This is a genomic window from Mycobacterium sp. 1245499.0 (assembly GCF_001673615.1).
GTDB classification, from domain to species: Bacteria; Actinomycetota; Actinomycetes; order Mycobacteriales; family Mycobacteriaceae; genus Mycobacterium; species Mycobacterium europaeum_A.
Map to the genome: position 1 here is coordinate 1 of NZ_LZMG01000087.1, position 21,314 is coordinate 21,314.

The following is a 21,314-nucleotide window of genomic DNA, read 5'->3' on the forward strand; positions in this document are numbered from 1 at the left end:
CAAAACGGCGTTCAGTGACGATGCCCCTTACTTTCTCGAGGGTGCCGAGCGGGTCTACACCGACGGCGCCGCGTCCCTGTTCCTCGGCGAACAGCCAGTCCTGGCCGAGTGCCGTCGGCCCGGCATGCGAGCGCGCGGTGAAGTAGCCGGCTCGGCCGCTGCTCAGCGCGGGCGCCCACTGGGCATCGGGAGTGGTGGCGACGTCGCTGTCTATCCCCGACACCACATCCGCGCCCGCGTTGACCAGTGTTACGCGCGCTGACTGCGCGAAAGGCATTGGCCACCAAGCGCATAGCAGCAGTGATCCATCGTGCTGCGCAGTGGTGGCGAACATCAGCGATCGCACGGGGTTGGCCCCCAGCCCGGCGCCGAAGAACTCACCTAATGGGGAGTCCACCATGGTCCGGCCGTCGAACTCGATCTGTAGCCGCAAGGTGGTCAGCTGCGCAGTCGCCGGCTCGGGCAGCTGCAGCCGCAGTGCCGAAACAGTCGCCGGGCCAGTCGTTTCGGCGATGGTTTGTCCGGCGCTGGGGGCCAGCTCGATGACCCGATTGGTGTGCGCGGCAACCGTGGCGGCCGGTTTGGGGTCGGCCGTACCGGCGGCTCGCAGCATGTCCAGCACGTCGAGCGCGGGGTCGGTCGGTGAAAAGGTGTCGACCCCGTCGGCGTTGGGAAACTGCCGATAGTCGACGTGGTAGTACTCCAAATGGGATGTGACGCTGACCCGCATCGAACGCCGATACGGCATCGGCACCTTGATGTAGTCGCCTCCCGGCGATTGAGCGGCGTTGGCGACCAGCGGCCACACGAACGGTGCCCCCATGTTGCCGTCGACCAACGATTGCAGCGGGGTGTCGACCACGGTCTGCCCGTCCAGCTCGATGCGGATGTTTCCGAGTGCGCGAAGATTGCCGCCGTCGCGGGTCAACCAGATCGATTCGATCTCTCCGGCACCGTGATCCTCCGCGATGACGCAGCCGGCGCCTCCCGGCGCCAAGCACCCGCCGCTGCCGTTGCGATTGCCCGTCGATATGTCGTAATCGCCGCCACTGCGATCGAAGCTGGATACCTGCAGAGTCTGCGAGCCGGGGTGCAAATACGGCAGCCGATCGAGCCGCCGATAGGTGTCCCAGCCGACCAATCTTTCGCCGATTTGTTTCGTCACCGGCGCGGCCGGCTCCGCGGCGGCCGCGCCGGCGACGGGAATTGTCGACAGCAGCAACGCGAATGTCACGGTGCATAACCGAGCTGCCACCGACATAGCACCTGAGCCTACGGAACGAGATTTCGTACCCGCAGTTGAGCCTCGTGAGGAATTCCGTACTGAAAGTCCGATTTCTGCCGTTAAAACGAGTTTATATCCTGTTTTTAGCCAACACGTTTGCGCCACGGCGCCGATCGGCATTCAAGTACCCCTTTGCGGCACAGCAGAACTCGACTTTGGCGGTAACTTTCTGAACTGGCGCCGTAAGACGGCCCAAATTGACGACCGCTACTCGACGGCTTTCAGTCAGGTGAAGTAATTGAATGAAAATTACTCATTCCCATACTCATACGAGGGCGCGGCGCGTAATATTCCTACTCTCGGGCGTCAGATTTCTCCTACGGACGGAGTGGTCATGTCTGGTCTGAAATACAAAGTTGTTCTTGGTTTGATCCTCACCTTCACCGCCATCACGGCTTCCGGCTGCACGACGCCGATAACAATCGATTGCGGACCCAATCTGACCTGCACGATGTAGGTCTGCCGGGCTACCGGCAGGGTCTGGATCACCCCCGCGTCCATTGCGTGGTAGGGCCCGTTTCCTGGGCCTGTCGAGTAGTTTCTCCATGGCATTGGGTGTCCGCATTCGCACGGTCAAATTCCGCTACGCGCCGGCCTGGCGGATAGGAACGTGACAGCATGAGCCGATCCCCGGTGGCACGAAAAACGCTGGGCCGCAAGGGTTTGCCGGCGCCATCGGTTCTATTCGGGGCGCGCACGCTCGTCGCGAATTGCTTGGGTGGCCTTTGCACGCGATGGCGGTAAACTATTCTCCTCGGCCAAAAGGTTCAAAGCCGTTGGCCCCGACGCCTTGACGGATCGGGTACGGGAATTCGTGCGGTTTGAATCCGGTTGGCATCACGGGATTGAAGTTCCAAGTTGTCACCGTGACAAATCGGCTCAAGCCACTGCGGCGCAATGCAATGCCTTTTGCGTGGACGCCCCGAGTGATAGCGTTGAGATCCTCACTTGGGCGCAGCGGCGCGGGACGGTAAAACGCGGCCGAGGAAAGTCCGCGCGTTTCGGCTAGTCCTTCTCGTTTTTGAGATCTCGATCCCGGCTGGGCTGAACGCGTTTGGGCTCGCCGGGCATTTTCGGGTAGTTCGGCGGATACGGCATGTCCCCCAGCCCGCGCGCCTCGTCGGCGTCGGCCATTTCCAATAGGGCAGCGATCGATTGGGCCGCATCATCCATTGCGGCCCAAGGGTCTTCCCGGCCCTTGATTAGATCGGGCACGGTCGCCATGGTGTAATCGTCCGGCTCGGCGTCGGCCAGCTCGTCCCATGTCAGTGGCATCGAAACGGTCGCGATCGGCGTGCGTCGCACCGAATACGCCGACGCCATGGTGCGGTCCCGGGCGTTCTGGTTGAAGTCGATGAAGATGCGCTCGCCACGTTCTTCCTTCCACCAGGAGGTGGTGACGGCATCGGGCGCACGGCGCTCGACCTCGCGGGCCAAGGCGATGCCGGCACGGCGTACCTCGATGAAGTCCCAATCGGTCGCGATCCTCAGGAACACGTGGATACCGCGACCGCCCGATGTCTTCGGGTATCCCGCCAGCCCCAGTTCGTCGAGCAGCGGCCGCAGCACGTCGACCGCGACCGTGCGCGCCTGGTCGAAGGCGACGCCGGGCTGCGGATCCAGATCGATGCGCAGTTCGTCGGGGTGGTCGGTGTCCGGGCAGCGCACCTGCCATGGGTGCAGGGTGACCGTGCCCATCTGCGCCGCCCACACGACAGCCGCCGGATGGGTGACCTTCAGCGCGTCGGCGGTCCGCCCCGACGGAAAGGTCACCCGGCACGTCTGCAGGTAGTCGGGATGGTGCTGCGGGATCCGCTTCTGGTAGATCTCCTCGCCGTCCACGCCGTCCGGGAACCGCTGCAGGTGGGTGGGCCGGTCGCGCAGCGCGTCGAGCATCGGACCACCCGCCACGGCACGGTAGTAATCCACCAGGTGCCGCTTGGTGCCTTTCGATCCCAGTTTGGGGAAATACACCTTGTCCGGATTGGTCAGCCGCACCGCTATGCCGTCGACGTCGAGCTCTTCTGCAGCAGCCATACCTCCGATTCCAGCACAATCAGGCTATGGACCTCCCTGTCATGCCGCCGGTGTCGCCGATGCTGGCGAAGTCGGTGCGCTCGATTCCCGCCGATGCGTCCTACGAGCCCAAGTGGGACGGCTTCAGGTCGATCTGCTTTCGCGACCACGACCAGGTCGAGCTGGGCAGTCGCAATGAACGGCCGATGACCCGCTACTTCCCCGAGCTGGTCGCCGCGGTGAGGGCCGAGCTGCCGCAGCGCTGCGTGATCGACGGTGAGATCGTCATCGCCACCGACCGGGGCCTAGATTTCGAGGCGCTGCAACAACGGATTCATCCGGCGGATTCGCGGGTGCGCATGCTCGCACAGACCACGCCAGCGTCCTTCATAGCGTTCGACTTACTCGCCCTCGGCGACGACGACTACACGCGGCGACCCTTCACCGAGCGGCGCGCCGCCCTGATCGACGCTGTGTCTTCAGCGGCCCGGCCGGGCCGCATGATCCACGTCACGCCGGCGACGACCGATCTGGACACCGCGCAGCGCTGGTTCAACGAATTCGAGGGCGCCGGCCTCGACGGCGTGATCGCCAAGCCGCTGGACATCACGTATCAGCCGGACAAGCGGATCATGTTCAAGATCAAGCACGAGCGGACCGCCGACTGTGTGGTCGCCGGTTATCGGGTGCACAAGTCCGGTGCCGACGCGATCGGTTCGTTGTTGTTGGGTCTGTATCAAGATGACGGCCAACTGGCGTCCGTCGGGGTGATCGGTGCGTTCCCGATGGCCGAGCGGCGGCGGCTGTTCAGCGAATTACAGTCGCTCGTCACCGATTTCGATGGCCACCCGTGGAATTGGGCCGCGCACGAAGCCGGCGAACGGACGCCTCGGAAGAACGAATTTTCCCGCTGGAACGCCGGCAAGGATCTGTCGTTCGTGCCGCTGCGGCCCGAACGGGTGGTCGAGGTCCGCTATGACCATATGGAAGGCCGGCGGTTTCGTCATACCGCGCAGTTCAACCGGTGGCGCCCGGACCGCGACCCACGCTCGTGCACCTACGAACAGCTCGAACAGCCGGCGACGTTCAGCCTGGGCGACATCGTGCCGGGACTCGGTCCGCGTTGATTCTCTGATGCTCCAACCTGTTTGAGGTTGGGGCCGTTGCTGGTCATGATCGGCGGCGGTGGGGCACCTAGTTAATTGTCGGTGGTGGGTGGGGTTGGAAGGGTGTGTACCACCACCAGTCGGCGCGTTCGCCGATCGGTCCCGGACACGGCGCCACCGCAGGTGGGGGCCCCGTGGGTGGGCGCGCCAGCGATCCCGGGCTCAGTACTCGGCCTTCGTCGTCGCGGACCACGAGTGCGTGTGCGGGCCCGGTGATGGCGATGACACCGCGATGGTGGAGCCGGTGGTGGTAGGGGCATAGCAGCACCAGGTTGGCTAGTTCGGTGGGGCCGCCGTCTTCCCAGTGCCGGATGTGGTGGGCGTGCAGGCCGCGGGTGGCGCCGCAGCCGGGTACCGCGCAGGTGCGGTCGCGGTACTCGAGCGCGCGGCGCAGCCGCCGGTTGATCACCCGCGTGGCCCGCCCGGCACCGATGACCTCGCCGCGGCGTTCGAACCAGACCTCACCGGTGGCATCACAAGTGAGATAGCGGCGGTCGGCATCGGAGAGCAGCGGACCCAGATGCAGCGCCGCGGTGGGTTTTTCCACGTCGAGGTGCACCACCACGGTGGTGTGCTGTCCGTGCGGGCGCCGCGCCGCCTCGGCGTCCCAGCCGGTCTCGACCAGGCGCATGAATGCCTCGACCGTGCCCGGCAACGGCGGCCGCTGATCACCCGCGCCGGTGGCCTGATCGTGTTTCCACTCGGCGATCAGCGCCTCACGATGCGACGCCACCGCGGCGTCGAACTTCGCGGCGTCATCGTGCGGAAGGGTGATCCGGTAGCAACTGCCCGTCTCGGTGGCGGTCGCGGTGAGCGAGCGCTCAAGCTCGGGCCGGGGCTTGGGGTCGGGCCGCGGTTCGAGCTTGACCGCGGTACGCAACTGGCTGACCGTGGCCACCGCGGCAAGCTCGGCGTAATGCTCATCAGAGCCCTCGCCGGCCCGCGCCGCGATCACCCCAACCTGGTCCAGCGACAGCCGGCCCTCGCGCATGCCCGCCGCGCAGCGCGGGAACTCCTCCAGCCGGCTCGCGATGGTGGCGATCGTGCGCGCATTTGCCGACGAACACCCCGTCTTCCAGGCCACCAACGCCGGCACCGACCGCGCCCCGGTCATCCCGCACAACTCGTCGCGGTCGATCTCGGCCACGATCTCCACGACGCGCCCATCAATCGCATTGCGCTGACCGGTCAACTCCGCCAGTTCGTCGAAGAGCTCCCCGAGACGTTCCTTCGGGGACGCTTCGACGCTGGCTGCAGTCGCGGTCGGGGACATGACGTCATCATCGCAACCGGGTACGACATCACGGCCGCCCAAACCACGTTCCCGGCTCAGTCGATGTGCGTCGGTGGATCGGCGAAGGTGAAATCCGAGGGCTGCTGGCCGGGACCCATCAGGCCGCAGTGATTGTCGGGCACGAGGTAGGAACTGGCGCCATTGGGAACCAGGCGGGTGACCGCGACGCAACGTTGCCAGGTGCCGTCGGGCTGGACGGGGCCGTCGCACTTGCTGAGTACGGGTCCCCCGTACTGGCAGCCGGCGCCGGCGGGCGGCGCCGAGGCAATCAGCCCTGCGGCCGTCAGCAGGGCAGCCGTTCCACCAACGATGCTGCGCTTCATGGTTGCCTCCCGTCACGACGCTACCGCTTGGGTAAGCGGTTTTGGTCTCGTTTAAGCCCCGACTACAGCGGGCACGCGGCCACCATGTCAGTCACAGCCTTTCAAGATCTGCCGTTGGCCGATCGTGACCGCAAGTGGGACGGTGACGCGGCCGAGAAGCGGGTGCGTAAGTGGGCCGATGCCCAGGACGGTCCGAACCAGAAGTACCGCGACGCCCACGTCTGGTACGACGGCGACAAAAAGGACAATTTCACCGCCTACAAGCTGCTGATCGCCGACGTCATCGACGGCGACCTCAAAGCCGTGCCACGCGGCGTGATGGCGGCCGGCGCCATCATGGACGGCGCGCGGGGCGGTATCGACGTGCCCACGGCCGATGTCGATCGGATCAAGAGCCACTTGGCGAAGTACTACAAGAAGATGGACGAAAGCCCGCCGTGGGAGCGGGATTAGACCGCGACCATCAGCTGCGACAGCCCGCGCAACGTGACGTTGGTCTTGTACCGCGGCTCGCCGTCCAACCGGGCGTTCGGGAAACGCGCCGTCACCGCCGACAGCGCCACACCGGCTTCCAGCCGGGCCAGCGGCGCGCCCAGGCAGTAATGTGCTCCACGACCGAACCCCAAGTGCCGCATGGCTTTTCGATCCGGGTCGAAGACGTCGGGACGGTCGTATTCGGCGGGGTCGCGCTGGGCGGCGGCGGTCAGCAGCATCATGATGTCGCCGGCGGGCACCTCGATGCCCCCAATTGCCATGCCGTCGGCCGCAGTTCGGGCGATCATCTGCACCGGCGGGTCGTAGCGCAGCGTCTCCTCGATGACCGCCGGGGCGCGGTTGGCGTCGGCGCCGAGGGCGATCCATTGCGGCGGTTGGCGCAGCATCGCCAGGACGGCGTTGCCGATCAGGTTCACGGTGGTCTCGTGACCGGCGACCAGCAATAGGACGCAGGTGGACACGATCTCCTCCTCGGTCAGCTGGTCGCCCGACTCTTCCACGGCGATCAGACCCGACATCAGGTCGTCACCGGGGCGCGAGCGTCGCCGGTCGATCAGGCCGTGCAGGTAGGCGCGCAACCACATTCCGGCGTCCATCCGCTCCTTGAGGTTGTCCGACGGCGTTCCGGTGAAGGCGACGAACGGGTCCAGCGATTGGGCCAGTAGCGCGGACACCCGGCTGAAATGCGGTTCGTCCTCGAGCGGTACGCCGAGCAATCGGCAGATGACCGCCACCGGCAGCGGGTAGGCGAGGTCCTCGACCACCTCGAACCGCCCCTTTTCGGCGATCCGGTCCAGCAAGCCGTCTATCAGCGTGCTGATGTCGGGTTGCAGCGCGCTCACCACCTTCGGCGCGAAGGCCTTGCTGACCAGTTTGCGCAGCCGCGTGTGGTCCGGCGGGTCCAGGAACAAGAACCCCGGCGGCGTCTGCGGCGGCGCCTCGGCACCCGCCTCGAGCAGCTGCTGGGTCTGCGCCTCGATCTGTGCGCGGGCGGCGGTCGACTTGAGCCGGTCGTTGCTCGATGACGGGTGGCGCAACGCGTCGTCGCAGTCGCGGTAGTTCGCGAACACCGCGAGGTTGCCCTCCGGCAAGGCGAACGCTCCCCGTTCGCGAAACTGCGCGAACAGCGGGTAGGGGTCGGCCCGGACCGCCGGGTCCAGCAGCCGCACCAACAATTCGTCGGGTCTGGTGGACTCGGTCGGCGCGGTCGTCATGCTGACATTGTGCCCGCCGCCCGGCAGCGCCCAACTCAGCGGCGCAAGAACTCCGCGATGTGGCCGGCGAGTTCCTCTCCGGCGTCCTCCTGCAAGAAATGCCCGGCGCCCCGGATCACCGGGTGATCGATTCCCTGCGCGCCGCGCATCTCTCGCTGAAAGATTGCGGCCATCGGCCCGGTGATCGGGTCGCTGTCGCTGAACGCGACCAGCATGGGTGTCGCGCTCGCCGACAGCCTGGCCCACGCGGACTTGTTCGCCGCCGCGGCGGGATCGTCCGGCGACGTTGGTACCAGGCCGGGCATGGCGCGTGGCCCCGCGCAGTAGTCGTCAGTGGGGAACGGCGCGTCATAACCGGCCCGCACCCGCTCGCTCAGCCGCGTGCGACAACCGCCCGCGACGAACGCGCCGACATCCAGCGTCGGAGCCGAGGTGATGGCTTCGCGGAAGCGCCACCAAACATCGGCCATGGGCTGCTCGCCGTTGGGCAGCCCGGTGTTGGCGACGACCACCCGGGCAAAACGTTCCGGATGCTCCGCGGCGAGCCGCAATCCGATCAGCCCGCCCCAGTCCTGACCCACCAGGGTGACGTTGCGAAGGTCAAGCACATCGAAGGCCGTCGCCCGCATCCACTCGACATGGCGCGCGTAGCTGTGGTCTTCGCGGCGGGTCGGCTTGTCCGAGCGGCCGAACCCGACGAGGTCGGGGCAGATCACGCGATGGCCGGCGGCGGCCAGAATCGGAATCATCTTGCGGTACAGGTACGACCACGACGGTTCGCCGTGCAGCATGAGAATCGGGTCGGCGCTGTCCGGGCCGTCCTGAACCCACGCCACGCGCAGTGCGCCGCCTTCGTCGTCGGGCACCTCGCAATACCTTGGCGGGTAGGGGAACTCGGGCAGCCCGTCGAACCGGTCGTCGGGTGTTCGCAACGTTTGCATGTCAGGCTCCCTCGGACAGTCCGGCCACGCCCGGGTCCGCCATCAACCGGTCGAGAAAGCCGTGCTGGCCCTTCAATAGTTTGGTCCGCGCGGTTGCCATCGCGAACCATCCCACGCGGTCGACCTCGGGGAACTCGCGCAGCTTGCCCGATCCTTTCGGCCATTCCAGTTCAAAAGTGTTGCTGCGCGCATCGGTGATGTCGAGGTCGCTGCCGACGGCGAAAGCGGTCACTACCTTGCCGCCAGACTGTTTCAGCTGACCGAGGTCGACGCGCGGTCCGGGTGGCACCGGCAGACCCAGCTCCTCGGTGAACTCGCGCTGCGCGGCCACCCAGGGCTCCTCCCCGTCGGTGTACTCCCCTTTCGGGATCGACCATGCGCCGTCGTCCTTGCGGACCCAGAACGGTCCGCCCGGATGCGCGAGCAACACCTCGACGACGCCATCGCGGATCCGAAACAGCATCACACCCGCGCTCAGCTTCGCCATCGAATCCTATGCTCCGACAGCGCGTTCCAAGTCCTTCAGGGAGGACTCCAGATGCGCGAGCAGGCGTTGCAGGTGCGGCACACTGCGCCGGCATCCCACCAGACCGAAGTCCAGATTCCCGGCGTTGTTGGCCAGGGTGATGTTCAGCGCTTGGCCGTCCAGCGCGATGGACAGCGGGTAGTTGCCGTCGAGCCGGGCGCCCCCGTAGTAGATCGGCTGCGTCGGCCCCGGCACGTTCGAAATGATGATGTTGAACGGGGGTGACGTCGATGTCACCCAGCCCGGAACCGCCGCCAACGCCAGCGCCGACGTATTGACGGCGGACAGCGCCAGTGCCTGAAGCCGCGGCAACTGCGAGAACACCTTCTTGTTGCTGCGCATCGACTCGCTGATGGTCAGCAGACGTTGCGCCGGGTCGTCGGTGTCGGTCGCGAGGTTGCACAGAATGGCCCCGACCAAATTGCCACCGGTGTCGGCCTCCTCGTCGGTGCGCAGGCTCACCGGGACCATCGCGATCAGCGGCGTGTCCGGTAGCGCGTCCTGCTCGAGCAGGTAGTAGCGCAGGGCGCCCGAGCACATGGCCAACACGACGTCGTTCACCGTGACCCCCGCGGCCTTCTTCACGGTTTTGATGCGGTCCAGCGACCAGGACTGCGCGGCGCAGCGACGAGCGCCGCCGATCTTGACGTTCAACATGGTCTTCGGCGCCCCGAAGGGCAACGTAAGCTGCTGCTCCAGCAGCGCGGCACGCGCCAGAACCAGCGTCGAGGGTGCCAGTGCCGCAACGGATCCCGCGGTCCGGGCCAGTGAGCGCAATGGAGATGACGGGGCGGATTTGCGCTTGGGTTTGCGCAGTCCCCACGGGGCGCGGATCTCGAGGTCGTCGTGGTCGGTCGACAGCGCGCGCTGCATCAGCTTCTGGGCCGAGACACCGTCGATCAGCGCGTGGTGGACCTTCGTGTAGATAGCGAACCGGCCGTCTTTCAGACCTTCGATGATGTGGGTCTCCCACAGCGGGCGGTGCCGGTCCAGCAGGCTGCTATGCCACCGCGACGTGAGTTCGAGCAATTCGCGGACGCGTTTGGGCGACGGCAGCGCCGAACGCCGGACGTGGTAGTCGATGTCGACGTCGTCGTCGTACGACCAGCCCAGGCTGGCGATGCCGCCGACGAAGCTCGCGGGATGTTTGCGAAACGTGGGCTGGAAATCCCGCTGAGCGACCAGGCTCTTATAGAGGTCGCGAACGAAGCCGCGGCCGGCGCCCGGCGGGGGCTCGAACAACTGCAAGCCTCCGACGTGCATGGGATGTTCGCGAGATTCTCCCAGCAGGAAGATCGCGTCGGTGGGCTTTATCAGTTCCATCCACCCATTAGACCCATTTCGGTCTGATCCGGAAAGGCATAGCGCGATCGGACGCGTCAGGTCACTCGGAGGCCATCGTCCATGTCGAGGTCGCGATCAGGTCTCCGCGGTCCAGGCCGGCGGCGCGATGCTCGTGCACCTTCGCATACTCCGGGATCGTCACCATGTCGATGAAGGCCTGCGGGGCAGGATATTCGACGATGAGAATCGCGTCCCACCAAGGGTGTTCGCCATCGCCGATGACCACCGACGGTGCTCCCCCGGCATAACGCAGGGTGGCGCCCACCCGCTCGAGATGGGGAACCACTTCCCGGCCGTATTGCAGGTAGCTCTGCAGCCCGCCCTCGGGTTTGAACTTGAGCAGGTTGACCATCACCACCGGTTCATCGGCCGGTCGCGCGGCGAGCGCGGCGAACTGCTCGGGCGTGGGCTCTAGACCGCTCATGTGAATCTCCTTGCGCTGGTTCTGGTCTGGCCGGATGCCGACGGCGGTCAGAGCAGGTCGGTGATCGTCTTCAGTCCCGCCTCGTAGAGCACACCGGGAAGCATGCCACCGTCGCATTCAATGGTGGTGCCGTTGACGAAGTCGGCCTGACCGCCGGCCAGGAAAACGCAGACCCGTCCGACCTCTGCGGGTTCGCCGGCTCGGCGCAACGGGACGGCGGCGAAATACCTTGCGCCATCGGGGTCGTCCTTGGGCAGCACGAACGATCGGAAGTTCTCGGTCATCGTGGGCCCCAGGGCGATGCAGTTGACCCGCACCTTGGGTCCCCACTCTTCGGCCAGCGACCGGGTGAGGTGATTGAGGCCGCTTTTGGCCGCCCCGTAGGAGACCAGCGTTGGCGATCCGGCAGGATGGCCGGCGCCGCTGGAGATGTTGATGACGCAGCCCACCCCATCCTGGTTCTGCATCTGCCGATAGGCGCGGATCGCGAACCATAGCGGGCTGATCAGGTTCATCTGCACGGCGAACGAGTGAAACAGGGCGGTGCGCGCGTAGTCGTCGTCGGCGGCGGGCGCGCCCTGAATACGCTGCACCAGTTCGGGAATGCTCTCGGCGTGGGGCGCCGGAACGGTGCCGCCCGCATTGTTGACCAGGATGTCGACCCGGCCGTGGGTGGCCACGACATCCGCGACGAACGCGTCGATCGAGCGGTAGTCGCCCTGGTCGCACACCTTTTGCGAGGCCCGGTGCGCCCAGTCCGGTTCGATGCCGGGGATCGCGTCCAGCGGTGAGCGCGAGCAGCCGATCACGGTCGCGCCGGCGCGCAGTAGTTCATGGGCGATGCCCACGCCCACGCCGCGGCTGGTGCCGGTGACGATCGCGATTTTGCCCTCCAGGACGCTCATCACAGACCCTCTCCCGAAACCGTCGATTGTTGACAGTCACTGTCAGCGAGACATAGCCTGCCATCTCATTCGTCGGTGTGTAAAGGCCGCGCACCGTCCGCCCGGGAGGTCAATGATGAGTAGCCCGTCCAAGCTTCGTGTCATCCAATGGGCCACCGGGGGCGTGGGCAAGGCGGCGATCGCGTGCGTCATCAATCATCCTCGGCTGGAGCTGGTGGGGTGCTGGGTGCACAGCTCGGACAAGGACGGCGTCGACGTCGGAAAGATCATCGGAACCGGTGAACTCGGCGTCACCGCCACCACGAGCATGGACGAGATACTGGCGCTGGACGCCGACTGCGTGATGTACAGCCCGCTGATACCCAACGACGACGAAGTGATCGCGATCCTGCGCTCGGGCAAGAACGTGGTCACACCCGTCGGGTGGGTCTATCCCGATCCGGCCAACAAGCGTCACCGGGCCGTCGCCGAGGCCGCGACGGAAAGCGGTGTGACGCTGCATGGTTCGGGCATCCACCCGGGGGGCATCACCGAGCGGTTCCCGCTCATGGTGTCCTCGCTATCGTCTGCGGTGACGCACGTGCGGGCCGAGGAGTTCTCCGACATCCGCACCTACAACGCACCGGACGTGGTGCGCCACATCATGGGATTCGGCGGCACCCCCGAGGAAGCTACCCAAGGACCGATGGCCGGCCTTCTCGAAGCGGGCTTCAAACAATCCGTGCGAATGATCGCCGACCGCATGGGATTTCGCATCGATCCCAACATCCGGACGATCCAGGACGTCGCCGTGGCGACCGCCGACATCGACTATGACCCCTTCCCGATCACGACCGGCACCGTGGCCGCGCGCCGGTTCCGCTGGCAGGCGCTCGTCGACGGCGAACCGGTCATCACCGCGGCCGTCAACTGGCTGATGGGCGAGGAGAATCTGGAACCGGCCTGGAATTTCGGCGGGCGGGGTGAACGTTTCGAGGTGGAGATCACCGGCGACCCCGACGTAAACCTCACCTTCAAGGGTCTGCAACCGGAGACGATCGCGGAAGGACTGGTGAAGAATCCGGGCGTCGTGGTCACCGCCAATCACTGCATCAACGCCATTCCCGACGTCTGCGCGGCCGGGCCGGGCATCAAGACCTACCTCGACCTGCCGCTGTTCGCCGGGCGCCCCGCCCCTGCACTCGCCGCGGAAAAGCCGTGACCGACAAGAGCGTCCTCGACGACGTCTCGTTCTGTCATCTCGTCGTGGGCGTCACCGACATGGACCGCGCGCTGGCGTTCTACCGCGACGTGCTCGGCATGGAGGTCGTCTTCGAAACCCTCATCTCCGGCGAGCCCTTCGACGCGGTATTGCATGCGACCCGTAAGCAGGAAGGCCGGGTCGTCGGCGGGCTGCTGGGCGGGCTGATGATCGAACTGCTGTCAATCGGCGCAAATCCGCCCGACCACAAGCCGGCACGCCGGGGCATCACCGGCATCCACAATGTGTCGCTGTCGGTCACCGATCTCGACGACACCCACCGCCGCGTCATCGACGCCGGCTACACCCCCGACCAGGTGCCCTTCGAGATCGGCGGCGTCCGAATGTTTTTCGTCAAGGACCCGGACGGCACACCGGTGGAGTTCATCGAACTCCCCAACGGCGCGCGCAGTACCTACGAAATGCATCGCGGTGTGCAGCTGCAGATGGGACCGGTCAGATGAGCTACAGCCACCCCGATTCCATGCGCGGACACGTCGCGATCGTCACCGGCGCCGCCCAGGGCGTCGGTAAGGGCGTCGCGACCGCGCTGCTCGAACGCGGCGCGAAGGTGCTGCTGGTCGATATCCAGGAAGAGGTTCTGGACAGGACCTGCGCCGAGCTCAAGGCGATCGGACCGGCCGAACAACTGGTCGCGAACCTGCGCGACCCGCAGAGCGCGCAGCGGATCGCGGCCGCTGCGGTCGACGCCTTCGGCACGGTGCACGGCCTGGTCAACAACGCCATCGCGACGAACGAACCCAAGGCGTTCGTCGACATCACCACCGAAGACCTGGCGCTGGGCTACGACGTGGGTCCCCGCGCGACCTTCCTGCTGATGCAGGCCGTACACCCGCTGATGGTCGAGGCCGGCGGTGGGTCGATCGTGAACCTCGGTTCGGGCACGGGCACCGGCGGTGAGCCGAAGTGGGGCGGCTATGCCGCGGCCAAGGAAGGCATCCGCGGGTTGTCGAAGGTGGCGGCCCTGGAATGGGGTCGCGACAACATCCGCGTCAACGTGATCTGTCCCTTTGCCGAATCCGACGGGGTCAGGTTCTGGAAGTCGTTCGCGCCCAAGGAGTACGACAAGGCCGTGGGCCGGGTGCCGATGAAACGCATCGGCGATGTCCGCACCGACGTGGGGGCGCTGGTGGCGTTCCTGCTCGGCAGTGACGCCACGTTCATCACCGGGCAGACCATTCACGTCGACGGCGGGATCGGCTGCTTCCGATGAACGGCGAGTCGCTCCGCGACCGGCAGCGCGCACAGATCCGGGCCGATATCCGGCGCGCGGCGTTCCGCCTGTTCGTCGAGCGCGGGTACGACGCGGTCACCACCGAGGAAATCGCCACGGCCGCCGGGGTTTCCCCGCGCACGTTCTTCCGGCATGTGCCGGCGAAGGAGGAGCTCCTCCTGGCACCGGTGCGGTACGGCGGGGCCGCGATCGTCAATCTTCTCGAGGGCCGGCCCGCCGGCGAGTCACCCGATGTCGCGCTGATCAATGCCATCGTCACGCGGACCCGCTCGTTCGAGCAGACCGACACCGAAGAATGGCGCGAAGCCCTGCTGGTGGTCCCCGACCTGCTCGACAAGGTCACGGTGCACCGGCCCGCCGACAAGGAGCGGGCCACCAAACTCATCGCCGAGCGGATGGGCGTCGATCCGGACACCGATTTGCGCCCCGGCCTGTTGGTTCAACTCGCCTTCGCGGCAGCCGATTTCGGATTCCAACAATGGGTGCGACGGTCCGGGAAGCCGCGGCCACTGGATAGTTACGTCACCGATGCCCTGGAGGCGGTCAAAAGTCCGCATTGGAAACGCAAGTAGACGGTTCAGCGCCGTCCTTCGGGATCGGCGATCCGGATCGGCGTGCCGTCCAGCCAGGCCACCACCGATTCCACGGTGTCGGAGTAGAAGGCGCCCAGCATCTCGCGAGTGACGTAGCCCAGGTGCGGAGACAGGGTCACGTTCGAAAGCCGGCGCAGCCGGTGGCCTTTCGGCAGCGGCTCGGCGTCGTAGACGTCCAGGCCGGCCCCGGCGATGCGCCCCGCTTCCAACGCGTCGATCAGCGCGGCCTCGTCCACGATGGGACCTCTGGAGGTGTTGATCAGGTAGGCGTGCGGCTTCATCAGCGCCAGCTCTGCCTCGCCGACCAGACCTCGGGTGCGCTCCGAGAGCACGAGATGAACGGAAACCACGTCCGAGGATTCGAACAGCGCCGCCTTCTCGACCCTGCGCGCACCCAACCCCGCAGCGGTCTCCGGGGTGAGGTTTTGGCTCCAGGCAAGGACTTCCATGCCGAACGCCGCGGCGTAGTGCGCCATCCGAGCGCCGACCCGGCCCAGGCCAAGCAGTCCGAGGGTTTTACCGGACAAGGTGACTCCCGCGCTGCGCTGCCAGCCGCCGGCACGCATGTTGCGATGCTCTTCGGCGAGATTGCGCACCGTCGCGATCATCAGACCCCAGGCGAGTTCCGGTGTGGCGTCACTCATCGACCTGAACCGGGGATGCGCGAAATCCGAGTGCGCCACCAATATCCCGTGTTCGGTGGCTGCGGCCATGTCCAGGTTCGGCAAGCTCCTGCCGACGATCGTGATCAGCTTCAGGTCCGGCAGCCGCTCGATCAGCGTCCGGGGAAACGCCATCCGCTCCCGCAGGGTGCACACCACGTCAAACGGTCGTAGCACCTCGGCCGCTTCGTCCTCGTCGAGGTGGCGGTCGAAAACGGTGACGTCGGCCCGCTTTTGCACCGGTGACCAGTCGGCAACGTGCAAGGCGACGCCGGCGTAGTCATCGAGAATCGCTACCTTGGGCATACTGTCTCCCGATCCGGTGAAGGGCTCACCGCAACATTACGTCCCCGCCGCCGTAAAGACCGCATACTCATCTGACGGGGTAGCCTCGATGTTTCGTGGTGGTTTAGGGCTGGCGGGCGTGTAAGGCGCGGAAGTGCCCGTCCTGCTTGAGAAAACTGGCTTGTCGAAGGTTGTCCTCGGTGGGCATCCAGGCTGTTGCTGTAGGGGCGCAGACGTCGGGTGCGGGGCGCCTGGTGTTACTGGCCGGCTGGCTCAGTCGGGCACAATTATGAGCTTGCCCCGCTTGGCGAATCCGTTTTGTTCGAGTTGCGCAAGGGCTGAGATTGCTTGCGATAGTGGCACCGTTTTGGCGATGGGTAGCCGCAGCACCCCTTCGCCGGCGGCTCTCGCGACCGCCTCGATATCGGTTGTGACTGCCTTGGCGATCACGACGTGGAATGGGCCAGGCAGGACGCTTCTGACCATGTTCGCTGGACTCGGCTTGACGCTGACGATACGACCGTTGATCGTCAACATCTTTCGGGCATCTCTGACCGGTAACGTGCCGGCGGTGTCCAGGACGACATCGAATCGGCGTGTGAGGGCAGTGGGATCGAAGTCGAAGTCGACGATCGGGTCGATACCGACCTCCCGCGCCTCGTCCGCCGAGCCGGCCCGGCAGCTTCCCGCCACGGCCGCCCCGTGTGCCAACGCCAGTTGTGCCGCCGAGCGACCAACTCCCCCAAGGCATCCGTGCACGAACACGGACTCGCCACGCTGCACCTTCGCTTTGTTGAACAGGGCTTGGTATGCGGTCAGACCGACAGTGGGAATGGCGGCCGCCGCCTCGAACGTCAAGGCAGCGGGCTTCGCGACGACACCCTTCTCTTCGGCGACGACGACGTCGGCGAAGGCGCCCGACCATTTGATCGGCGGCCCCCCGAGCACTGCGTCACCCACACGCAGCCGGGTCACGTCGTCGCCGACAGCCTCGACGATGCCGGCGAAGTCGTAGCCCATCCCACGCGGGAAGGTTCGGCCGGTCACCATCTTCATCGCGCCGTTTCGGATTACGAAGTCCATCGGGTTAGCAGCGGCCGCGCGCACCCGTACGAGAACATCGTCGGCGCCGAGTTTCCTGGGCTCGAAGCCTTCGAGCCGCATGACGTCCGGTCCACCGTAGCGGTGGTACTGAATTCGCTTCATCGTGGGCATGTGAGTTCTCCGATTGGTGTTGTGTGTCAACGGGATAGGGGCCTTGACAGAATAGAGTCGAGGAATGTCAACGTTCTGTGATGCAGCGGAGCCGCGTTGAAGTGAGCAGACCCGTGGTCGCCGCCGACGATCTCCACCAGGTCCGCCCGGACCCCCACGGCTGTGAGTGCGCGATGCAGGCGCCGGCTCTGCTCGATGCCGACGCGACGATCCCTGTCCCCGTGGGCGATCAGGAAGGGTGGCGCGCCGGGATGTGCCAGGCGGCACAGGTTTCCCTGCTCCACCACCTGCGGTTGGCTGGATGGCACGAATCCGAAGAAGCGCGCCAGTGTGCTGTCGGGACCGTGCATTCGTTCGATGGCGTCGGGGTGTGCGTCCTCATCGTGTTTGAGGAAGTCGGTGGGCCCGTAGTGCTCCACGACAGCGGTCAGACCGCAGGACACCTCCGAGTAGGGTTCATGGCTGCTCACCAGGTCGCTGTCGTCTTCGGCGAGCGCAACGGCGCTGATGAGGTAGGCGCCTGCGCTGGAACCGAAGCCCACGATGCGCTCAGAATCCAAGCTGTAGCGATCGGCGTTGGTCCGTACCCAGCGCACGGCCGTAGCGACATCTTGGATGGCGGCAGGAAAGACGGCCTCGCCACTGAGCCGGTACTGCACCGACACCACCGCCAGCCCAGCCTCGAGCAGAAATCGCCATGGGCCCATTTGCTTGCTGCCGGTGAAAAAGCCTCCCGGATGGGCGTAGACGATCACGGGAACCGGTGTGGCTGAGGGGTGGTGCGGGATGTGCAGATCCATGGTGAGTTGCCGAAATCCGATGCAGGTGGCGTACGGGCGATCCAAATAACTCGCCACCCCGGGGAAGACTTCGACCGGTGCCAGAGTGTCGAATTCGGGCCGGAGCACTGCCGAGAGCATTTCGTCAGGGATATCGACTGGCATGCCGGGAATGTGCAAGGGATGGCTCCTCTCGAAATACGCTGCTGTAGAGGCTATTCCGTCACTCATGACGCATGAGGCGCGGTCTCGATGAGAGCGCGGCCGAGCAGCCAGCCGAACATCTTGGCCGACAGGGATCGCGGAATCAGGTGTTTAACCAGAAGATCCGTAGCCCTGTTGGTGGCGCCTGGGATGACGCGCGCCCGCGCGCCCAGGTTGTTCAACGCCGCCTCGGCAACCTGCGACGCCGTCATTCTTGGACCGCTGATCTTCTGGGGGTCAAGGCCGAAGGATTTTTCGGTGATTTCGGTCTTCGTCATCCCGGGCGAGAGGACCAGGACGTCGACGCCGTCTTTTTTCAGTTCGTAGTGCAACGCCTGGCCCAGTGAGGAGACGTACGCCTTCGCCGCGGAGTAGTTGGCCACGTAGGGCACGGCGCTGGCGTCGAGGCTAGACGCCACCAATACGATGGCTCCGCGACCCCGCCGGACGAAGGCATTGCCGAAAACGTGGGCCATCTGCAGTGGCACCACCGCATCGAGGGTGAGGACGTCGAGTTCGTAGGCAAGCGAACTGTTGACCAGCGGCCCTGCAGAAGAGATGCCGGCATTGGCCACGACTAACCCGACGTCGAGATTACTGACCCGACGGGCCAATTCGTCCACTGCATTCTCGGCAAGTAAATCCAGAGCGAGCACGAGACTCTCGGTGCCGTGTGCACGGGAGAGCTCGGTGGCCAGCGTTTCCAGACGGTCTTTGCGGCGCGCCACCAAGATGACGTTGACGCCCGCCGCACTGAGGTGGCGTGCGAATTGCTCTCCGATGCCTGAGGACGCCCCGGTCACGAGTGCGTACTGTCCGTAGGCTGCGCGGAGATCCTTCATTCCGATTCCTATCTGCGCAGAAGGGTGGTATCCCTGCGCCAACAGCACGGCACCCGGTGTCATCACACTACAGCAGGGCGGCACTTGGTGTCATCACTGCGTCTTAGCGCTTTAGAATGCGGATATGAGTCGGTGGGAACCCAACGCGGCCGAGCGATTGGGAGCCGCGGCGGTGGAATTGTTCGCCGAGCGCGGATATGAGGACGTCACGGTCGTCGAGATCGCTGAGCGCGCGGGATTGACCAAACGGACGTTCTTTCGTCACTTCGCCGACAAACGCGAGATTCTATTCCGCGGCCAGGATTCCTACCGCGGCATGTTCGCCGACGCCATCGCCGGTGCGCCCGACGAAGCCGGCCCCATGGAAGCGATCGGAGCCGCACTGACCGCGTTCGCCCGCGGCTTCACAGACGACCGCCGCGAACTTGTGGCCAAACGTCAAGCCGTCATCGACGCCAATCCCGAACTCAAAGAGCGAGACCTGCTCAAAGCCGCCGCCCTGACAACGGCGATAGCTGAGGCGCTGGTCGCGCGCGGCGTAAAACCGCCTGTCGCGAACCTGGCCGCCAACTTCGGCGCACTCGCCTTCGCCGATGCCTTCCAAAGCTGGCTGCAACCCCGGAATCGGAAATCCATGACCACGCTTGTCCAGCAAGCGCTCCGAGACCTCGACACCGCAATCGAAGCGCTGCGCAAAGGCCTTTGACACTACTAGCGCGGCGAAGCCAAACGAGTTTCACCGCGGCGGGTACTGACCCCGCAGAACTAGCCGAGATGGCGGCCCACGCGCACGTCCCACTTAGCTAGACGGCGGCGTCCCGTGCTGACCGCACTCAGGTCCTAATCGCCGGCGGATACGGCAGATCCGTGCTGCTGTGCGGATCGACATACACCGGACGCCCCAGATACGGGAAGGCGCGCTGCGGGCAGGCGGGCCGGTCGCAGATCTTGCAGCCGGCGCCGATCGGCACGATCGATTCGGTGTTGGTCGGATCGATGCCGACGGAGTACACGAGCTTCCCGGCGTGGGCGACGTCGCAGCCCAGCCCGATGGCGAAGCTTTTGTCCGGCCCGAGGTAGCGGCTCGGCTCCGTCGCGGTGGTCCTGGCGATCCAGAAGTACGTGCGCTCGTCGGGCATCTGCGCGACCTGCGTCAGAAACTGGCCGGGAAGGGAGAACGCGCGGTGCACCACCCACAGCGGGCAGTTTCCGCCGACACGGGAGAAGTGAAAGGCCGTGGCGGACTGGCGTTTAGAGATATTTCCCGCACTGTCGGTCCGGACGAAGATGAAGGGAACGCCGCGGGCGTTGGGGCGCTGCAAAGTGGACAGCCGGTGGCAGATCGTTTCGAACCCGACCTCGAATCGCCTTGCCAGCTGGTCGATGTCGTACCGGACGGCCTCGGCCGCCGCCAAGAACCTCAGGTAGGGCAGCAGCAGCGCGCCGGCGAAATAGTTGGCCAGGCCGATGCGGGCGACGCCGCGCGCATCGTCGCTGAGCTGATCGTCGCCGGCGATGATCCCGGTGATCAACCTGTCCTGGGTCAGCAAGGCGATCTGGGTGGCGAGCTGGAAGGCACGCTGGCCCGGGTGAAGCCACCGCGCCACGTACAGGGTCTTCGATTCGGGCGCAAACAGCCGTTTGGAGTTGGGATCTAACGCTTGGCCGTCGTCGATCACCACCGTGACGCCTAGCTTGTCCGCGAGCAGCTGCGCCAGCTGGCCGTCGAGACCGCCGATGCGCAAGTTGTTCTCGTTGAACAGGTCTTCGGCGGCCATGTCCAGTTCGCCAATATAGTTCTTGCGGTCGTAGAAGAAGTCGCGAACCTCTTCGAACGGCATGGGCTGCTGGGACATCCCCGACGTGTCGACGTTGGCGCGGTTGTGTAGCGCTTCGAGATCGGCGGTGGTGCCGTGCAGCCGGCGGTGCAGATTGACCAGCGTCTGCCCGATCGCCGGCATGCGGGCGACCAGCTCCTCGAGTTGCGCCGGCGTGGCGGACGTGTCGGCCAGCACCTCACGCAGGTCCGAGATCAAGCGGGCGTCGGATTCCGGCGCGAAGTAATGCGCCGGTAGGTCGAACCGCTCGGTGAGGGTGAGCAGCACCGCAACGGTGATCGGACGCTGATCGTTCTCCAGCTGATTGACATAGCTGGTCGACAGTCCCAGTGAGCGCGCCAACCCCACCTGGGTCAACCCCCGCTCCTCGCGTAATCGCCGGAGCCGCGCGCCGGCGAACGTCTTCGCCACCCAATACACGGTACGCCGCCGTCTTTCACAACATTCGCAAAAATCGGCGATTATGGA

General features: G+C 65.6%; 23 protein-coding genes. 7 read left to right on the plus strand and 16 right to left on the minus strand.

Annotation, left to right across the window (positions count from 1 at the left end):
• The 3 genes from A5646_RS04575 to ligD all read right to left on the minus strand — a co-directional run.
• Positions 1 to 1,261: DUF2961 domain-containing protein (locus tag A5646_RS04575; protein WP_156765518.1), on the minus strand; the 1,261-nt coding region annotated here is incomplete at its 3' end.
• Between the two features lie 330 nt (positions 1,262 to 1,591).
• Positions 1,592 to 1,774 carry a hypothetical protein gene (locus A5646_RS04580; protein WP_156749049.1) on the minus strand — a complete coding sequence of 61 codons (183 nt, stop codon included), beginning with the start codon at positions 1,772 to 1,774 and terminating at the stop codon, positions 1,592 to 1,594.
• Positions 1,775 to 2,290: 516 nt separating this feature from the next.
• On the minus strand, positions 2,291 to 3,322 hold the full coding sequence (ligD, locus tag A5646_RS04585; protein ID WP_066868249.1) for a non-homologous end-joining DNA ligase: 1,032 nt from the start codon (positions 3,320 to 3,322) through the stop codon (positions 2,291 to 2,293).
• Positions 3,323 to 3,348: 26 nt separating this feature from the next.
• Between ligD and A5646_RS04590 the strand changes: the two genes are divergently transcribed.
• On the plus strand, positions 3,349 to 4,428 hold the full coding sequence (locus A5646_RS04590) for an ATP-dependent DNA ligase (protein WP_066868247.1): 1,080 nt from the start codon (positions 3,349 to 3,351) through the stop codon (positions 4,426 to 4,428).
• A 67-nt stretch (positions 4,429 to 4,495) separates the two neighbouring features.
• On the opposite strand, the gene A5646_RS04595 is transcribed toward A5646_RS04590, so the two are convergent.
• Positions 4,496 to 5,740 carry an HNH endonuclease signature motif containing protein gene (locus tag A5646_RS04595; RefSeq protein WP_067020238.1) on the minus strand — a complete coding sequence of 415 codons (1,245 nt, stop codon included), beginning with the start codon at positions 5,738 to 5,740 and terminating at the stop codon, positions 4,496 to 4,498.
• Between the two features lie 56 nt (positions 5,741 to 5,796).
• Positions 5,797 to 6,084 carry a hypothetical protein gene (locus A5646_RS04600; RefSeq protein WP_066868849.1) on the minus strand — a complete coding sequence of 96 codons (288 nt, stop codon included), beginning with the start codon at positions 6,082 to 6,084 and terminating at the stop codon, positions 5,797 to 5,799.
• An 84-nt stretch (positions 6,085 to 6,168) separates the two neighbouring features.
• Between A5646_RS04600 and A5646_RS04605 the strand changes: the two genes are divergently transcribed.
• Entirely contained in the window at positions 6,169 to 6,537 is a 369-nt protein-coding gene (locus tag A5646_RS04605; protein ID WP_066868847.1) for a hypothetical protein, read from the plus strand.
• Here the strand turns inward: A5646_RS04605 and A5646_RS04610 are convergent.
• From A5646_RS04610 to A5646_RS04635, 6 genes are all read right to left on the minus strand, one after another.
• Entirely contained in the window at positions 6,534 to 7,793 is a 1,260-nt protein-coding gene (locus A5646_RS04610; protein WP_066868844.1) for a cytochrome P450, read from the minus strand. The genes A5646_RS04605 and A5646_RS04610 overlap by 4 nt on opposite strands.
• Before the next feature lie 35 nt (positions 7,794 to 7,828).
• Positions 7,829 to 8,734, minus strand: coding sequence for a haloalkane dehalogenase (locus A5646_RS04615; RefSeq protein WP_066868840.1), 906 nt, complete (start codon positions 8,732 to 8,734; stop codon positions 7,829 to 7,831).
• A 1-nt stretch (position 8,735) separates the two neighbouring features.
• The gene (locus A5646_RS04620; protein ID WP_066868836.1) at positions 8,736 to 9,221 is read right to left on the minus strand and encodes an NUDIX domain-containing protein; all 486 of its coding nucleotides are present in this window, start codon (positions 9,219 to 9,221) and stop codon (positions 8,736 to 8,738) included.
• 6 nt (positions 9,222 to 9,227) lie between these two features.
• Positions 9,228 to 10,583 (minus strand): wax ester/triacylglycerol synthase family O-acyltransferase, encoded by a 1,356-nt coding sequence (locus A5646_RS04625; protein WP_066882505.1) that lies wholly within the window; start codon positions 10,581 to 10,583, stop codon positions 9,228 to 9,230.
• A gap of 61 nt (positions 10,584 to 10,644) precedes the next feature.
• Entirely contained in the window at positions 10,645 to 11,028 is a 384-nt protein-coding gene (locus A5646_RS04630) for a DUF1330 domain-containing protein (RefSeq protein WP_066882503.1), read from the minus strand.
• Between the two features lie 47 nt (positions 11,029 to 11,075).
• A complete protein-coding gene (locus tag A5646_RS04635) occupies positions 11,076 to 11,933 on the minus strand; it encodes an SDR family oxidoreductase (RefSeq protein ID WP_066868827.1) in 858 nt (285 codons plus the stop codon).
• 115 nt (positions 11,934 to 12,048) lie between these two features.
• Here A5646_RS04635 and A5646_RS04640 point away from each other — a divergent pair, with 115 nt between their 5' ends.
• The 4 genes from A5646_RS04640 to A5646_RS04655 are packed head-to-tail and all read left to right on the plus strand — an operon-like array spanning position 12,049 to position 15,000.
• A complete protein-coding gene (locus A5646_RS04640) occupies positions 12,049 to 13,134 on the plus strand; it encodes a dihydrodipicolinate reductase (RefSeq protein WP_066882501.1) in 1,086 nt (361 codons plus the stop codon).
• Positions 13,131 to 13,637 carry a VOC family protein gene (locus tag A5646_RS04645; RefSeq protein WP_082984632.1) on the plus strand — a complete coding sequence of 169 codons (507 nt, stop codon included), beginning with the start codon at positions 13,131 to 13,133 and terminating at the stop codon, positions 13,635 to 13,637. Before A5646_RS04640 ends, A5646_RS04645 begins: the two co-directional genes overlap by 4 nt.
• Entirely contained in the window at positions 13,634 to 14,407 is a 774-nt protein-coding gene (locus A5646_RS04650; RefSeq protein ID WP_066868824.1) for an SDR family NAD(P)-dependent oxidoreductase, read from the plus strand. Before A5646_RS04645 ends, A5646_RS04650 begins: the two co-directional genes overlap by 4 nt.
• Complete coding sequence (locus tag A5646_RS04655; RefSeq protein WP_066882499.1) at positions 14,404 to 15,000, plus strand: TetR/AcrR family transcriptional regulator; 597 nt, start codon at positions 14,404 to 14,406, stop codon at positions 14,998 to 15,000. Before A5646_RS04650 ends, A5646_RS04655 begins: the two co-directional genes overlap by 4 nt.
• Positions 15,001 to 15,005: 5 nt before the next feature.
• Here A5646_RS04655 and A5646_RS04660 read toward each other — a convergent pair whose 3' ends face one another.
• The 4 genes from A5646_RS04660 to A5646_RS04675 all read right to left on the minus strand — a co-directional run bounded on the left by A5646_RS04660 (position 15,006) and on the right by A5646_RS04675 (position 19,008).
• Positions 15,006 to 15,989: a D-2-hydroxyacid dehydrogenase family protein gene (locus A5646_RS04660; protein WP_067020185.1), complete on the minus strand. Its 984-nt coding sequence runs from the start codon at positions 15,987 to 15,989 to the stop codon at positions 15,006 to 15,008.
• A gap of 252 nt (positions 15,990 to 16,241) precedes the next feature.
• A complete protein-coding gene (locus A5646_RS04665) occupies positions 16,242 to 17,183 on the minus strand; it encodes an NADP-dependent oxidoreductase (RefSeq protein WP_067020188.1) in 942 nt (313 codons plus the stop codon).
• A 26-nt stretch (positions 17,184 to 17,209) separates the two neighbouring features.
• Positions 17,210 to 18,142, minus strand: a complete 933-nt coding sequence (locus tag A5646_RS04670) for an alpha/beta hydrolase (protein WP_197497945.1) — start codon at positions 18,140 to 18,142, stop codon at positions 17,210 to 17,212.
• A 47-nt stretch (positions 18,143 to 18,189) separates the two neighbouring features.
• Positions 18,190 to 19,008 carry an SDR family oxidoreductase gene (locus A5646_RS04675; protein ID WP_067020194.1) on the minus strand — a complete coding sequence of 273 codons (819 nt, stop codon included), beginning with the start codon at positions 19,006 to 19,008 and terminating at the stop codon, positions 18,190 to 18,192.
• Between the two features lie 124 nt (positions 19,009 to 19,132).
• Between A5646_RS04675 and A5646_RS04680 the strand changes: the two genes are divergently transcribed.
• On the plus strand, positions 19,133 to 19,714 hold the full coding sequence (locus tag A5646_RS04680; RefSeq protein ID WP_067020197.1) for a TetR/AcrR family transcriptional regulator: 582 nt from the start codon (positions 19,133 to 19,135) through the stop codon (positions 19,712 to 19,714).
• Between the two features lie 127 nt (positions 19,715 to 19,841).
• Here the strand turns inward: A5646_RS04680 and A5646_RS04685 are convergent, their stop codons facing one another.
• Positions 19,842 to 21,257, minus strand: a complete 1,416-nt coding sequence (locus A5646_RS04685; RefSeq protein ID WP_067020241.1) for a short-chain fatty acyl-CoA regulator family protein — start codon at positions 21,255 to 21,257, stop codon at positions 19,842 to 19,844.
• Positions 21,258 to 21,314 lie beyond the last annotated feature (57 nt).

Excerpts from the sequence above, each read along its gene's own strand:
- ligD (WP_066868249.1), bottom strand. The coding sequence starts at position 3,322 with ATGGCTGCTGCAGAAGAGCTCGACGTCGACGGCATAGCGGTGCGGCTG.
- A5646_RS04590 (WP_066868247.1), top strand. The coding sequence starts at position 3,349 with ATGGACCTCCCTGTCATGCCGCCGGTGTCGCCGATGCTGGCGAAGTCG.
- A5646_RS04595 (WP_067020238.1), bottom strand. The coding sequence starts at position 5,740 with ATGTCCCCGACCGCGACTGCAGCCAGCGTCGAAGCGTCCCCGAAGGAA.
- A5646_RS04600 (WP_066868849.1), bottom strand. The coding sequence starts at position 6,084 with ATGAAGCGCAGCATCGTTGGTGGAACGGCTGCCCTGCTGACGGCCGCA.
- A5646_RS04605 (WP_066868847.1), top strand. The coding sequence starts at position 6,169 with ATGTCAGTCACAGCCTTTCAAGATCTGCCGTTGGCCGATCGTGACCGC.
- A5646_RS04610 (WP_066868844.1), bottom strand. The coding sequence starts at position 7,793 with ATGACGACCGCGCCGACCGAGTCCACCAGACCCGACGAATTGTTGGTG.
- A5646_RS04615 (WP_066868840.1), bottom strand. The coding sequence starts at position 8,734 with ATGCAAACGTTGCGAACACCCGACGACCGGTTCGACGGGCTGCCCGAG.
- A5646_RS04620 (WP_066868836.1), bottom strand. The coding sequence starts at position 9,221 with ATGGCGAAGCTGAGCGCGGGTGTGATGCTGTTTCGGATCCGCGATGGC.
- A5646_RS04625 (WP_066882505.1), bottom strand. The coding sequence starts at position 10,583 with ATGGAACTGATAAAGCCCACCGACGCGATCTTCCTGCTGGGAGAATCT.
- A5646_RS04630 (WP_066882503.1), bottom strand. The coding sequence starts at position 11,028 with ATGAGCGGTCTAGAGCCCACGCCCGAGCAGTTCGCCGCGCTCGCCGCG.
- A5646_RS04635 (WP_066868827.1), bottom strand. The coding sequence starts at position 11,933 with ATGAGCGTCCTGGAGGGCAAAATCGCGATCGTCACCGGCACCAGCCGC.
- A5646_RS04640 (WP_066882501.1), top strand. The coding sequence starts at position 12,049 with ATGAGTAGCCCGTCCAAGCTTCGTGTCATCCAATGGGCCACCGGGGGC.
- A5646_RS04650 (WP_066868824.1), top strand. The coding sequence starts at position 13,634 with ATGAGCTACAGCCACCCCGATTCCATGCGCGGACACGTCGCGATCGTC.
- A5646_RS04655 (WP_066882499.1), top strand. The coding sequence starts at position 14,404 with ATGAACGGCGAGTCGCTCCGCGACCGGCAGCGCGCACAGATCCGGGCC.
- A5646_RS04660 (WP_067020185.1), bottom strand. The coding sequence starts at position 15,989 with ATGCCCAAGGTAGCGATTCTCGATGACTACGCCGGCGTCGCCTTGCAC.
- A5646_RS04665 (WP_067020188.1), bottom strand. The coding sequence starts at position 17,183 with ATGCCCACGATGAAGCGAATTCAGTACCACCGCTACGGTGGACCGGAC.
- A5646_RS04675 (WP_067020194.1), bottom strand. The coding sequence starts at position 19,008 with ATGAAGGATCTCCGCGCAGCCTACGGACAGTACGCACTCGTGACCGGG.
- A5646_RS04680 (WP_067020197.1), top strand. The coding sequence starts at position 19,133 with ATGAGTCGGTGGGAACCCAACGCGGCCGAGCGATTGGGAGCCGCGGCG.